Raw genomic sequence first — 13,657 nt, 5'->3', positions numbered from 1 at the left:
GGGTCTCCGGCGAAAACCGCACAATCCGGGACCGGAGCGCGTGTCTGCGCTCCGGTCCCGATGGGCGGCTACTTCGCGTCGGCCTCGCCGTCGGTCTTCTTGGGCTCTGCTTCGTCCGCCTTCGCGTCGGCCGCCTCGTCGGCGGCCTCCTCGACGGAGTCCTTCTTGCCGAGGTCGACGGGCTTGTCGTCGGAGGCGTCGGCAGCGGAGTCATGGGGCTCGGTGAGGGAGGAGACGTCGTCCGGCACGACGGCGCCCTCGGCCTTCAGGTCGTGCTCGATGCCGTGGACGATGCGGTTGTACTCGTCGTCGGTGAGGACGGCACCGATCGCGTTCTTCGCGAAGAGGAGCTCCACGCCCGGGCCCGCGTCAACGAGGACCGTGTCCTCGTTGACCTCCTTGACCGTCGCGTACATGCCCCCGATCGTGCGGACGCCGCTTCCGGGCTGCATCTCATTGCGCATCTGGACGGCCTGCTGCTGCTTGCGCTTGGCCGAGCGGGTCATCAGGAGCATGGCCCCGAACAGCACGATGAACAGGAGGAGGGTCACGATATTCACGGGACGGAATTTTCCTTCGCACGACCGCTCGATCGGCGGCCTGGTGGATGGGAGGGGACGGCGCCGCTTATAAGGGCGGCATCGGCGGAGTCTAAGCGAGTCCGCACGCAAGGAACAACGCTCAGCATGGCACCGGGGTTCCTGCCGGTGCGAGTCCCGCGCCGTCAGGCCCCGAACAGGTCCTGTTGTCCGTTTCCGCCGGTGACACCGCGTGGCGCGGTGAGCCCGAGGTGTGCCCACGCGGCCGGAGTGGCCACCCGTCCGCGCGGGGTGCGGGCGAGCAGGCCCTCCCGGACCAGGAAGGGTTCGGCGACCTCTTCCACGGTCTCTCGTTCCTCCCCCACCGCGACCGCGAGCGTGGACAGGCCGACGGGGCCGCCGCCGAACAGCTTGAGCAGGGCCTCGAGGACCGCACGGTCGAGGCGGTCCAGGCCCCGGGCGTCGACCTCGTAGACGGTGAGCGCGGCGGCCGCGATCTCGCGGTTGATCACTCCGTCCGCCTTGACCTGCGCGTAGTCCCGCACACGGCGCAGCAGACGGTTGGCGATGCGAGGCGTCCCCCGCGAGCGTCCGGCGATCTCAGCGGCGCCGTCGGGGTCGATCTCCACGTCCAGCAGGTTCGCCGAGCGATGGATGACACGCTCCAGCTCGGCCGGCTCGTAGAACTCCATGTGCGCGGTGAAACCGAAGCGGTCACGCAGCGGAGGCGGCAGCAGGCCGGCCCTGGTGGTGGCGCCGACCAGGGTGAACGGCGGCAGCTCCAGAGGGATGGCGGTCGCACCGGGTCCCTTGCCGACGATCACGTCGACCCGGAAGTCCTCCATCGCCATGTAAAGCGTCTCCTCGGCGGGCCGGGACATGCGGTGGATCTCGTCGAGGAAGAGGACCTCGCCCTCCTGCAGGGAGGAGAGGATCGCGGCGAGGTCGCCCGCGTGCTGGATGGCGGGGCCGCTGGTGATCCGGATCGGGGCGCCCATCTCGGCCGCGATGATCATGGAGAGGGTGGTCTTGCCGAGGCCGGGGGCGCCGGACAGGAGCACATGGTCCGCGGTGGCGCCGCGGGCTCGGGCCGCGCGGAGCACGAGGTCGAGCTGCTCGCGGACCTTCTCCTGGCCGATGAACTCGCCCAGGTCCTTGGGGCGCAGCGCGGCCTCGACGGCCTGGTCCTCACGGTCGGCGGACGCACCGACGAGCCGCTCGGGGGCGGGAGTGTCGGGCGTGTCGTCCCAGTTCATCGGTTCCTCTGCCTTGCGGTCTCGTGGTGGCGCGGGTGATTCAGCGGGCTCGGTTCAGGCTCTGCAGGGCCGCCTTGAGCAGGGCACCCACCTGGGGCGTGCTTCCGGCGGCCTCGGCCTGCGGGGCGACCGCGGCGACCGCCTCCTCGGCCTCGCGGGTGGCGTACCCGAGGCCGATGAGCGCGGCGTGCAGCTGGTCGCGCCAGCCGGAGGTGACCGGAGCACCGACCGCCGGGGCGCCGATCGGCTCGCCCAGGCGGTCCTTCAGCTCGATCAGCAGCTTCTGCGCGCCCTTCTTGCCGATGCCCGGGACGGCGATGAGCGCCTTCTCGTCACCGGTCGCCACGGCTCGGCGCAGGGCGTCGGGGCTGTGGACCGCCAGCATGGACTGGGCCAGACGCGGGCCCACACCGCTCGCCGTCTGCAGCAGCTCGAACACCTGGCGCTCGTCGTCGTCCGCGAAGCCGTAGAGAGTCAGCGAGTCCTCGCGCACCACCAGGGACGTGGCGAGCTTGGTCTGCTGTCCCATCCGGAGTCCGGAGAGCGTGTTCGGCGTGCACTGGACGGCGATACCGATACCGCCCACCTCGACCACCGCGGAGTCCGGGGCGAGGGCGGCGACCGGGCCGCTGACGAAGGCGATCATGCGGTACGGCCTTTCGATGCGTGCAGGGCGACTGCCTGCTGGAGCCGGTTCTGGGCGGGCGCGCGCCAGATGTGGCAGATGGCGAGGGCGAGGGCGTCGGCGGCGTCAGCCGGCTTGGGCGGCGCGTCGAGCCGCAGGAGCCGGGTGACCATGGCGCCGACCTGCGCCTTGTCGGCCCGTCCCGTGCCGGTGACGGCGGCCTTGACCTCGCTCGGGGTGTGCAGGGCGACGGGGATGCCGCGGCGGGCGGCACAGAGCATGGCGACGGCGCTGGCCTGGGCGGTGCCCATCACCGTACGAACGTTGTGCTGGCTGAAGACCCGCTCCACGGCGACGAATTCGGGCCGGTGCTCGTCCAGCCACTGCTCGATGCCCTGCTCCACGGCGACGAGGCGCAGGCCGAGGTCGGCGTCCGTGGGCGTGCGGACGACACCCACTCCGAGCATGGTCAGCTGCCGTCCTGGAACGCCCTCGACGACGCCGACCCCGCACCGGGTCAGCCCCGGGTCCACCCCCAGTACGCGCACGTACGCCCCTTCCCCTCTGTGCGGCCGGCCTCGCCCCGACTACCGCTGGGCGGCGCCCCCGGCCGCGCTCGCGGACCTGGCCGGGCGCCACCGGGTTTACCTAGGCACGGTCCGTGGGCGGTGATCATTGACTGACGCCAGGCTATCGGCTGCCACTGACAACGACGGCGGGCCGGGGGACGTGTCCCACCGGCCCGCCGTCGACGTCGAGCTCGCGGCAGCGTTACGCGTCGACCTTCTCCATGACCTCGTCGCTGACGTCGAAGTTGGCGAAGACGTTCTGCACGTCGTCGCTGTCCTCGAGCGCGTCGATCAGCCTGAAGATCTTCTTGGCGCCCTCCTCGTCCAGCTCGACCTGCATGGTCGGGACGAAGTTCGCCTCGGCGGAGTCGTAGTCGATCCCGGCGTCCTGAAGAGCGCTGCGGACCGCGACCAGGTCGGTGGCCTCGCTGAGCACCTCGAAGGACTCGCCGAGGTCGTTGACCTCCTCGGCGCCCGCGTCCAGCACGGCACCGAGAACGTCGTCCTCACCGAGCTCAGCCTTGGGGACGATCACGACGCCCTTGCGGTTGAACAGGTACGAGACCGAGCCGGGGTCGGCCATGGAGCCGCCGTTGCGGGTCATGGCGACACGGACGTCGGAGGCGGCGCGGTTGCGGTTGTCGGTGAGGCACTCGATGAGCACCGCGACGCCGTTGGGACCGTAGCCCTCGTACATGATCGTCTCGTAGTCGGCGCCGCCGGCCTCGAGGCCCGCGCCGCGCTTGACCGCGGAGTCGATGTTCTTGTTCGGGACCGACTGCTTCTTGGCCTTCTGGATGGCGTCGTAAAGAGTCGGGTTGCCTTCGGGGTCCGAGCCCCCCGTCCGGGCCGCGACCTCGATGTTTTTGATCAGCTTCGCGAAGAGCTTGCCACGCTTGGCATCGATGACGGCCTTCTTGTGCTTCGTCGTGGCCCATTTAGAGTGGCCGGACATCTGCCTGTCTCCTTCGCGTAACCCAACTCTGTACGAACGTCAGAGATCCTACAAGGACTCCGCCCCTCGCTTGGCGAGCACCATGTCGACGAACAGCGCGTGCACTCGGTGGTCGCCCGTCAGCTCCGGGTGGAACGACGTGGCCAGCGCGTTGCCCTGGCGTACGGCGACGATGTGACCGTCGTACTCGGCGAGCACCTCGGCCTCGGCGCCCACGGACTCGACCCAGGGCGCCCGGATGAAGACGCCCTCTACAGGATCGCCCTCGACTCCTTCGACGTCGACCGCCGCCTCGAAGGACTCGTTCTGACGCCCGAAGGCGTTGCGGCGCACGATCATGTCGATACCGCCGATGGTCTCCTGGCCCGAGCGCGGGTCGAGGATCTTGTCGGCCAGCATGATCATGCCGGCGCAGGTGCCGTAGACGGGCATGCCGTCCCGCACGCGCGCGCGGAGGGGTTCCATCACTCCGAAGAGGACGGCCAGCTTGGAGATGGTGGTGGACTCGCCGCCGGGGATGACGAGGCCGTCGATCTCGGCGAGTTCTTCGGGGCGCCGCACCGGCCTGGCCACGGCGTCGGCCGCGGCCAGGGCGATGAGGTGCTCCCGTACGTCGCCCTGGAGAGCCAGGACGCCTATGACGGGTGCGTCGGTCATGTACGTGGTGTCCTCGGTGATGTCGTGCGGTGTCCGGACAGACGGGTACTACCAGCCGCGGTTGGCGTAGCGCTCGCTCTCGGGGAGGACGTCGCAGTTGATGCCGACCATGGCCTCGCCGAGGTTGCGGGACGCGTCCGCGATGATCTTCGGGTCGTCGTAGAAGGTGGTCGCCTTCACGATGGCGGCGGCGCGCTTGGCCGGGTCGCCCGACTTGAAGATGCCGGAGCCGACGAAGACGCCCTCGGCGCCGAGCTGACGCATCAGCGCTGCGTCGGCCGGGGTGGCGACACCACCGGCGGAGAACAGCACGACCGGGAGCTTGCCCAGCTCGGCGACCTCCTTGACCAGCTCGTACGGGGCGCGCAGCTCCTTCGCGGCGGCGTACAGCTCGTGGTTGTCGAAGCCGCGCAGCTTGGCGATCTCGTTCTTGATCTGGCGCAGGTGGCGGACGGCCTCGACGACGTTGCCGGTGCCCGCCTCGCCCTTGGAGCGGATCATCGCCGCGCCCTCGGCGATACGGCGCAGCGCCTCACCCAGGTTGGTGGCGCCGCAGACGAACGGCGTGGTGAAGGCCCACTTGTCGGAGTGGTTGACCTCGTCGGCCGGGGTGAGGACCTCGGACTCGTCGATGTAGTCCACGCCGAGGGCCTGCAGCACCTGGGCCTCGACGAAGTGGCCGATGCGGGACTTGGCCATCACCGGGATGGAGACGGCGTTGATGATGCCCTCGATCATGTCCGGGTCGGACATGCGGGCCACGCCGCCGTCCTTGCGGATGTCGGCCGGGACCCGCTCCAGAGCCATGACGGCGACGGCGCCCGCGTCCTCGGCGATCTTCGCCTGTTCCGGCGTGACGACGTCCATGATCACGCCGCCCTTGAGCTGCTCGGCCATGCCGCGCTTGACGCGGGCGGTGCCGGTCTCGGGGGTCTGGGGGGTGGAGAGCGTGCTGGACACGGGTTTCGACCTCACTCTGAAAAAGAGGGATTTCTGCTGGACCGAGGAAACGTGAGGTGAACGGGCCACTGCAAGGGCCAATACGGAGGCGGTGGATCATTTTGCCCCGCACATCGGATGCGGCCCGGCGGCTTCTGCCCCCGAACCCCGGCCGGGCGAGGCCTTCAGACAGCGGAACGGTCCGTGAGCGCCGCAGGCGGCTCGTCGTCCATTTCGAAGGCCATCGGGAACGGGGCATGGCCCGCCAGGCGGAACCAGCGCACCTTGCGGTGGCGCCGCAGCGCCCGTGCCGCCCCCACCGCGTCGTTGTGGAACCGCCGGGCCATCGGCACCCTGCGCACCGCCTCGGTCAGCTCCCGGGCGGCCGCCTCACCGCCGGGGGCCTCGCGTACCGCGTCCACCTGCGAAGCCTCTCCGAAGACGGCCCGCAGCGCCTGGCTCAGCTCGCTCTCGGCGACCTCACGCTGCTCCTCCTCCGCCTGCCGGGCCCCGTGCGCGGCCTCGTACAGGACGATCGACGCGGCCGGGTCCAGCACGCCGGAGGTCGCGAGCTCCTGGGCGACCGAGGCCCGGCGCAGCAGCTGCGCGTCGAGCGCGGCGCGTGTCGCGTCGATCCGCGAGTGCAGCCGGTCGAGGCGGCCCGCCGTCCAGCTCAGGTAGAGGCCGATCGCGATGAGGGCGACAAGGATCCAGATGAGGGTTGCGGTCACGGGCGGCAAGGCTACCGGTGCGCCCGCTGGGCTCGGCCGGACCGGGTCCTCCTTGTGCGGCGGGACCCCCACCACGGGCCCGTCGCGTCAGGGACCGGCTCAGGAGGCGCCCCGGGCGCCTTCCACGTCAGTCCCTCGCGAGCGCCCCAGCCGAGCCCGCAGGCCCGTCCGTTCGTCGGCCGCCACCGCGGCCGCGCCGTCCGTGACCGTCTCGTAGACCGAGAGGATGTCCGCCCCGACCCTCGACCAGTCGAAGCGCCGTACATGGGCGCTGCCCCGCGCGCTCAGTTCCGCGCGGCGCTCCGGGTCCCCCAACAGCCGCACAGCCGCGTCGGCCAGCGCGTCGGCGTTCTCGTTGGCGAACAGCTCGCCCGCCGCGCCCCGGTCGAGGACCTGGGCGAAGGCGTCCAGGTCGGAGGCGAGCACCGGCGCCCCCGCGGACATCGCCTCCACCAGGACGATCCCGAAGCTCTCGCCGCCGGTGTTGGGCGCCACGTACAGGTCGACGCTGCGCAGAAGGCGCGCCTTGTCCTCGTCGCTGACCATCCCGAGGAACTCCACGCGGGAGCGCAGCTCGGCGGGGAGCGTCTCCACGGCCGCCTCCTCGTCGCCCCGTCCGGCGACCAGCAGCCTGGTCCCGGGGCGCGCGGCCAGGATCTTCGGCAGCGCCCTCATGAGGACCGGCAGGCCCTTGCGCGGCTCGTCGATGCGTCCTATGAAGCCGATCGTCTCGCCCTGCCATTCGGACTTGGGCTCGGCCTTCGCGAAGAAGTCGACGTCCACCCCGTTCGGGATCACCACCGCGTCGCCACCCAGGTGTTCCACCAGCGTGCGCCGGGCGTACTCGCTGACCGCGATGCGTGCGCTGATCTTCTCCAGGGCCGCCTGGAGGATCGCGTACGCGGCGACCATCGCCCGGGAGCGCGGGTTCGAGGTGTGGAAGGTCGCCACGATCGGGCCCTGTGCCGCCCAGCAGGCCAGCAGACCGAGCGACGGCGAGGCCGGCTCATGGATGTGGATCACGTCGAACCGGCCCTCGTGCAGCCAGCGCCTCACCCGGGCCGCACTGAGGAAGCCGAAGTTCAGGCGGGCCACCGAGCCGTTGTAGGGCACCGGGACGGCACGGCCGGCGGAGACGACGTAGGGCGGCAGGGGCGTGTCGTCGTCCGCGGGGGCGAGGACGGAGACCTGGTGTCCCAGACGGATGAAGTAATCGGCCAGATCACGGATGTGGAACTGGACGCCGCCCGGCACGTCCCAGGAGTACGGGCAGACGATGCCGATCCTCACGAGGTCCCCTTCTCGGGCCCAGGGGGAGCCTTGGCTGGATTCAGGTCAGCAAGCCACAGACGCTGCAGCATGTGCCAGTCCTCCGGATGTTCTGCGATCCCCGTGGCGAAGGCGTCTGCCAGCGCCTGTGTCATGACAGACGTCTTCTCGGCCCGGGTACCTGTCTCCGGTACCTCGATCGGGGGATGTACGCGGCCCTGCATCACCGGCGAGTCGTCGTACCAGAGCGTCACGGGGAGCAGCAGCGCCCCTGTCTGCTGGGCGAGCAGCGCAGGTCCCGCGGGCATACGGGCCATCTCGCCGAAGAAGCCGACCTCGATCCCGGAGGCGGACAGGTCGCGGTCGGCGACCAGGCAGACGAGGCCTCCGTCGCGCAGCCGCCGGGCCAGGGTGCCGAACGCGGAGCCGCCGCTGTGCGGGAGCACCTCCATGCCGAGGCCCTCGCGGTAGGCGACGAAGCGGTCGTAGAGCGTCTCCGGCTTGAGTCGCTCGGCGACCGTCGTGAACGGGATCTGCAACTCGGTGGTGACCCAGGCTCCCGCCAGATCCCAGTTGGCCAGGTGGGGCAGCGCGAGGACGACGCCCCGCCCGGCGGCCAGTCCGTCGGTCAGGAAGTGCAGGTCCTTGGGATCGAAGCCGTTCTTCACCCGCTCGACGCTCCAGGCCGGCAGGCGGAAGGACTCCATCCAGTAGCGCAGGTAGGAGCGCATGCCCGCCCGGCTGAGCTCGGCGAGCCGCTCGGGCCCGGCGCCGGGCACCACGCGCGCGTAGTTGCTCTCGAGTCGTTGCACGCCCTTGCCGCGCTGCTTCCAGGCGAGGTCCGCGATGCCGCGGCCGAGCCGCGCGGCGACCGGTTCGGGCAGGGTCTTGACCGTGCTCCAGCCCAAACCGTAGAGCCCGTCCGTCAAACGCTCCCGAGGACTCGTCACGCCGCCGCCCCGTTCTCCCGGCCGTCCCGCCCGCCGCTCACGTCGCAGCCCCGCTCCCGTGCGAGGCGTTCTCGTCCCGCTGCGCCGCCGCGGCATCCGCCTCGGCCGATTCCCGGCGCACGGTGACCACGCGCTGGATCAGGGTGACGAGGCTGCCGACGGCGACGATCCACAGCGCGATCGGCAGCAGTACCTGGATACCCGGCACGCCGAACTTGTGCAGTCCCGCGAAGCCGGCCGCGACCAGCGAGATCACCAGGCGTTCGGCGCGCTCCACGAGCCCGTTGACCGCGACGGGCAGGCCGATCGACTCGCCGCGGGCCTTGGTGTACGACACCACCTGGCCGCTGGCCAGACAGAAGATCGCGACCGCGCACAGAAGGTTGTTGTCGCCGTTGCCCGCGTACCACAGGGCGAATCCACCGAAGATCGCTCCATCGGCCACCCGGTCGAGCGTGGAGTCCAGGAAGGCGCCCCAGCGGCTGGAGCGGCCGAGCTGGCGCGCCATGTTGCCGTCGACGAGGTCCGAGAACACGAACAGGGTGATGACGACAGTGCCCCAGAAGAACTCGCCCCGGGGGTAGAAGACCAACGCGCCCGCCATCACGCCGGCGGTGCCGATCAACGTGACCGTGTCGGGACTGACGCCCCTGCGGATCAGAAACGCGGCGAACGGTGTGAGGACACGCGTGAAGAATGCACGCGCGTACTTGTTCAGCATGGCCTTCCCGACGGTCGTGTCGCCGCGCGGCCCTGCTGGCCACCGGCGCGCCCATCGTAGCCACGCGCACGCGTGCATGACCGCCGGGCACCCGCACCGGGAGCATGAGCCGGCCACCGCGTGGGCCAGGACGGATCACGGCGGGCGCGGTACGGAGGGCGGCGGGAACACGTCCTTCGTATGGACGCACCGTGACGGGAGTGCAAAGCTCGAAAGACACCGCGGGCGTCGTCGGAGCCGCCGGCGCCGGGGTACCTCCCCGACCAGGTCCGGCGAGGATCCGTACGTCCGCGCCCACAGTGACCTCACCGTGCACGGGAGGCAAGGCCATGGGCGACAAGGCGAACCCCCACCCCGGAGCCGCCGGCAGGGCAACGGCGGCCGACCACCCCACGTCCGTACGGAATGTGGTGCTGGTCGGCCCCAGCGGATCGGGCAAGACCACTTTGGTGGAGGCTCTCGCGCTGGCAGCGGGAGCGGTGAACCGGGCGGGCCGCGTGGAGGACGGCGGCACCGTCTCGGACTACGACGAGATCGAGCACCGGCAGCAGCGCTCGGTGCAGCTCTCGCTGGTGCCCGTCGACTGGGACGGAATCAAGATCAACCTTCTGGACACTCCTGGATACGCCGACTTCGTCGGGGAGCTCCGGGCCGGTCTGCGAGCCGCGGACGCGGCCCTTTTCGTCGTCTCGGCCTCGGACGGAGTGGACGGTTCGACCCGCATGGTGTGGGACGAGTGCGCGGCCGTCGGCATGCCGCGCGCCATCGTGATCACGCACCTGGAGGCGGCGCGGGCGGACTTCGAGGAGATGACCCGGATCTGCGGCGAGGCGTTCGGAGGCGACGACCCCGACGCCGTCCTGCCGTTGTACCTGCCGCTGCACGGCCCGCAGGCACCTGACGGGCACGCGCCCGTGACCGGACTGACCGGGCTGCTGACGCAGAAGCTCTTCGACTACGCGTCCGGCGAGCGCAAGGAGTCCGAGCCCGCGCCGGACCAGCTGCCCCCGATCCAGGAGGCACGCAACCGGCTGATCGAGGGGATCATCGCGGAGAGCGAGGACGAGACCCTCATGGACCGCTATCTGGGCGGCGAGGAGATCGACCTGGACAGCCTGGTGCAGGACCTGGAGCGAGCCGTCGCGCGCGGGACGTTCTTCCCGGTCCTGGCCGCCGCGCCCGCCACCGACGGCGGCCGCCAGGGGCTCGGCACCGTCGAACTCCTCGAGCTGGTCGGGGGCGGGTTCCCGACTCCCCTGGAGCGCGAGGCGCTCGCCGTCAGCTCGCCGGACGGCAAGCCGCGCGAGCTCGCGCTCTGCGACCCCGGCGGACCGCTCGTGGCGGAGGTCGTCAAGACGTCGTCCGATCCCTATGTGGGCCGGGTCTCGCTGGTCCGGGTGTTCTCCGGCACGCTGCGTCCCGACGAGACGGTGCATGTGTCCGGGCACGGACTGGCCGATCGCGGCCACGAGGACCACGACGTCGACGAGCGCATCGGCGCCCTGTCCGCGCCCTTCGGCAAACAGCAGCGTCCCCTCTCGCACTGCATCGCGGGCGACCTCGCGTGCGTGGCGAAGCTGAACAGAGCCGAGACGGGGGACACGCTTTCGGCCAAGGACGACCCGCTGCTCCTGAATCCCTGGGAGATGCCCGATCCGCTCCTGCCGCTCGCCATCCAGGCGCACAGCAAGGCGGACGAGGACAAGCTCAGCCAGGGACTCTCCCGGCTGGTCGCCGAGGACCCGACCATGCGACTGGAGCAGAACCAGGACACCCATCAGGTGGTGCTCTGGTGCCTGGGCGAGGCGCACGCGGACGTGGCCCTGGAGCGGCTGCGCAGCCGCTACGGCGTCCAGGTCGACGAGGTCCCGCACAAGGTCTCCCTGCGGGAGACGTTCGCGGGCAGGTCCACCGGGCGCGGCCGTCATGTGAAGCAGTCCGGCGGGCACGGCCAGTACGCGATCTGCGAGATCGAGGTCGAGCCGCTGCCCGGCGGCTCGGGCATCGAGTTCGTCGACAAGGTGGTCGGCGGGGCCGTCCCCCGGCAGTTCATCCCGTCCGTCGAGAAGGGCGTCCGCGCCCAGGCCGCCAAGGGCGTGGCCGTCGGTCACCCGCTCGTCGACATCCGGATCACGCTCCTCGACGGCAAGGCGCACTCCGTGGACTCCTCCGACGCCGCATTCCAGACGGCTGGCGCGCTCGCCCTGCGCGAGGCGGCGGCCGACACGACGATCCACCTCCTGGAACCCGTCGCCGAGGTGTCGGTGCTCGTCGGCGACGACTACGTCGGCGCCGTGATGAGCGACCTGTCGGGGCGGCGCGGCCGGGTGCTGGGCACCGAGCAGACCAGCGGCGGCCGCACCCTCGTACGGGCCGAGGTGCCGGAGATCGAGATCGGCCGGTACGCGGTCGATCTGCGTTCCCTCTCGCACGGCACTGCGCGCTTCAGCCGCTCCTACGCGCGGCACGAACCCATGCCGCCGCAACTGGCGGTGAAGATCCGCGAACAGATGCGGGACGCCTCGTAGTCGTCCCGGTGTTTCCCGAGTCCCCTCGGCGGGCGGCTTCTTGGCCGTCCGCCGACGGATGTCGGTGCCTGCCGATACGCTGATCACCTGATCACGTCGAGGCGCGATCAGTGCGATGGCCTGTTCAACAGGTGTGCAGAGCAAGGAAGTCGGGAAGGCCGCAGGAGCGGGTTCGGCGGCGAGGGGGCGGCAGTGACGGACGGATTCGATTTCAGCCCCGGGGCCCAGGTGCCTCTCTCGGGCTCCGCGGGCCAGACGGCGGCGACCTACGCGCTGGCCTCGGCGGCCTACCGGGACGCGAGCGTCGAGAAGATCCTCGACGCCAACAACGAATGGCACGAGTCGGCCGTCACCCCCGGCCGCTCGTGGGCGAAGATATTCCGTCCCAACCTCGGTGAGGCTTTCTCGCTTGCGGTGCGGGACCGCATGCTGGGCGCCAACCGCAAGCCGCTCATCCAGTCCTTCGGCACCGAGCCGCAGGTGGTCGTGGAGCACTGCCTGGCCGCCCACCGCATCCGCAGGGAGCGCGACAACTGGCTCTCGGCGGTGACGGTGCTGTGCGGAGTGCTGTTCCTGCCGGGGATGCTGGTGTGGCTGCTGGTCTTCCAGATCCGCGCCACCGTCGCCAAACGCGACGACCGGCGCAGCACCGCCCTCGGCTCGTCGCTGCTGGTCGCCGTGGGCGCCCTCGCCGTGATCTTCCTGATCCGCATGCCGTTCACGGGCTTCTGGGCGTGGCACGCACGTGCCTCGGTGGTCATGCCGGTCGTGGGCTGGTTCTGGGCCAAGCAGATCTGCGAGCGCACGGCACAGGACCTGCGCGACCGCTGGGACAGCCTGCTCGCCGGCGGCGGCCTCGGCGCCAAGATCCCCGAGGCGGTGCCCGGCAGCCCCGGTGAGACGTCGGCCGAGCGGCTGCGCCAGGCGCTGGCCCGGCTCAGCGCCGAGCAGCAGTCCAACTCCGTCTTCTACGCCGGGCCCAAGGGCATCCTCGGCATGGGCACCCGCTGGGGCAGCTGGCAGCTCGCCGAGGACCTCGTGCCGCGTGAGAAGGACAAGGAGATCCACCCCTTCCGCAGCTGGGACGTGATCAAGGCCATCCACGACCAGCTGCGGATGCTGGAGCGCGGCCCGCTCAACACCGGCGGTTTCCCCACCCCTTCGATACGTCACTGGGTGGTCAGCCCCATCGGCGAGAAGGCGAAGGAGGTGTCCCGTCCCAAGGGCACGGACGTGGACGCCTACCAGGTCAAGCCCCACGCGATACAGGAGATCTGCAACAAGCAGCAGTTCGGCAGCGGTGAGCGGCACTACCTGGGGGTCCAGTGGACGCTCTGGGACGGCCAGTTGATCATCACCATGCTGATCACGGTGACGGTGCTGCACGAGACGCTGCGCATCGAGGTCACCGGGCACGCGCTGGGCCCGGTGCACTCCCTGTTCACGTCGAAGCCCGAGGCGCCGACCAAGAAGGTGCAGAAGCAGGTCAGGTTCTGGGAGACGCGCGAGGTGAAGCTCCCGCTCGTCGACACGGACGAGGTGGTACGCCTCGCGGTGCGCGCTCCCCTTACCGGGTACCCGCCGGTACTGAACTGGCTCGGCGGTTCGCTGACCCTGCCGGAGCCCTTCGGTCTGCGTCACGCGTGGGCGGACCAGCCGTGGCGCCACCGCTTCATGGCGGACGACGCGCTGCGCGCCGCCACACCGGTGCTGCGGGTGGTGCATGCGGCCACGATCCGGGTGCTGGAGGAGAACGGCGTGGACACGGAGAAGTTCGGCACACGGTCGTCGTTCCTCAGTACGCAGGTGCAGGACACGATGCCGAGGAAGGCCGACGTCTACGACGCGTAGTGCGCGGGAGGTGAGCCGGTCCGTGCCGCGGGCCGGCCGTCACTGGGGACCGACGCCCCAGACCCCC

Annotated in this window: 13 protein-coding genes; 2 read left to right on the top strand and 11 right to left on the bottom strand. The window is 70.7% G+C overall.

The window, feature by feature from the left end; translation table 11 throughout:
- Positions 1–68: 68 nt before the first annotated feature.
- The 11 genes from yajC to pgsA all read right to left on the bottom strand — a co-directional run bounded on the left by yajC (position 69) and on the right by pgsA (position 9,211).
- Positions 69–560 (bottom strand): preprotein translocase subunit YajC, encoded by a 492-nt coding sequence (gene yajC / locus ACQEXA_RS43535; RefSeq protein ID WP_432925674.1) that lies wholly within the window; start codon positions 558–560, stop codon positions 69–71.
- Between the two features lie 164 nt (positions 561–724).
- Entirely contained in the window at positions 725–1,795 is a 1,071-nt protein-coding gene (ruvB, locus tag ACQEXA_RS43530) for a Holliday junction branch migration DNA helicase RuvB (protein WP_432925676.1), read from the bottom strand.
- A gap of 40 nt (positions 1,796–1,835) precedes the next feature.
- Positions 1,836–2,441 carry a Holliday junction branch migration protein RuvA gene (gene ruvA, locus ACQEXA_RS43525; protein ID WP_432925678.1) on the bottom strand — a complete coding sequence of 202 codons (606 nt, stop codon included), beginning with the start codon at positions 2,439–2,441 and terminating at the stop codon, positions 1,836–1,838.
- Positions 2,438–2,968: a crossover junction endodeoxyribonuclease RuvC gene (ruvC, locus tag ACQEXA_RS43520; protein WP_432925680.1), complete on the bottom strand. Its 531-nt coding sequence runs from the start codon at positions 2,966–2,968 to the stop codon at positions 2,438–2,440. Before ruvC ends, ruvA begins: the two co-directional genes overlap by 4 nt.
- Before the next feature lie 223 nt (positions 2,969–3,191).
- Entirely contained in the window at positions 3,192–3,944 is a 753-nt protein-coding gene (locus ACQEXA_RS43515; protein ID WP_432925682.1) for a YebC/PmpR family DNA-binding transcriptional regulator, read from the bottom strand.
- 48 nt (positions 3,945–3,992) lie between these two features.
- Positions 3,993–4,601 carry a pyridoxal 5'-phosphate synthase glutaminase subunit PdxT gene (pdxT, locus tag ACQEXA_RS43510; RefSeq protein WP_432925684.1) on the bottom strand — a complete coding sequence of 203 codons (609 nt, stop codon included), beginning with the start codon at positions 4,599–4,601 and terminating at the stop codon, positions 3,993–3,995.
- Between the two features lie 48 nt (positions 4,602–4,649).
- A complete protein-coding gene (gene pdxS, locus ACQEXA_RS43505) occupies positions 4,650–5,561 on the bottom strand; it encodes a pyridoxal 5'-phosphate synthase lyase subunit PdxS (RefSeq protein WP_311696060.1) in 912 nt (303 codons plus the stop codon).
- Positions 5,562–5,725: 164 nt separating this feature from the next.
- Entirely contained in the window at positions 5,726–6,271 is a 546-nt protein-coding gene (locus ACQEXA_RS43500) for a hypothetical protein (protein ID WP_359389983.1), read from the bottom strand.
- Between the two features lie 99 nt (positions 6,272–6,370).
- Positions 6,371–7,561 (bottom strand): glycosyltransferase family 4 protein, encoded by a 1,191-nt coding sequence (locus ACQEXA_RS43495; RefSeq protein ID WP_432925686.1) that lies wholly within the window; start codon positions 7,559–7,561, stop codon positions 6,371–6,373.
- Positions 7,558–8,490 (bottom strand): phosphatidylinositol mannoside acyltransferase, encoded by a 933-nt coding sequence (locus tag ACQEXA_RS43490; RefSeq protein WP_432925688.1) that lies wholly within the window; start codon positions 8,488–8,490, stop codon positions 7,558–7,560. The genes ACQEXA_RS43495 and ACQEXA_RS43490 overlap by 4 nt, the downstream gene beginning before the upstream one ends.
- 37 nt (positions 8,491–8,527) lie before the next feature.
- The gene (gene pgsA, locus ACQEXA_RS43485; RefSeq protein WP_432925691.1) at positions 8,528–9,211 is read right to left on the bottom strand and encodes a phosphatidylinositol phosphate synthase; all 684 of its coding nucleotides are present in this window, start codon (positions 9,209–9,211) and stop codon (positions 8,528–8,530) included.
- 329 nt (positions 9,212–9,540) lie between these two features.
- On the opposite strand from pgsA, the gene ACQEXA_RS43480 reads away from it, so the two are divergent.
- A complete protein-coding gene (locus tag ACQEXA_RS43480) occupies positions 9,541–11,739 on the top strand; it encodes an elongation factor G-like protein EF-G2 (protein WP_432925693.1) in 2,199 nt (732 codons plus the stop codon).
- Positions 11,740–11,931: 192 nt separating this feature from the next.
- Positions 11,932–13,590: a hypothetical protein gene (locus tag ACQEXA_RS43475; protein ID WP_432925695.1), complete on the top strand. Its 1,659-nt coding sequence runs from the start codon at positions 11,932–11,934 to the stop codon at positions 13,588–13,590.
- The last annotated feature ends 67 nt before the right edge of the window (positions 13,591–13,657 follow it).

Origin of the sequence: Streptomyces sp. CA-106110 (assembly GCF_050936285.1) — a bacterium.
Classification (GTDB): domain Bacteria; phylum Actinomycetota; class Actinomycetes; order Streptomycetales; family Streptomycetaceae; genus Streptomyces.
The sequence above is the reverse complement of the archived record's forward strand: the minus strand, read 5'-3'. Positions and strand labels throughout refer to the sequence as shown.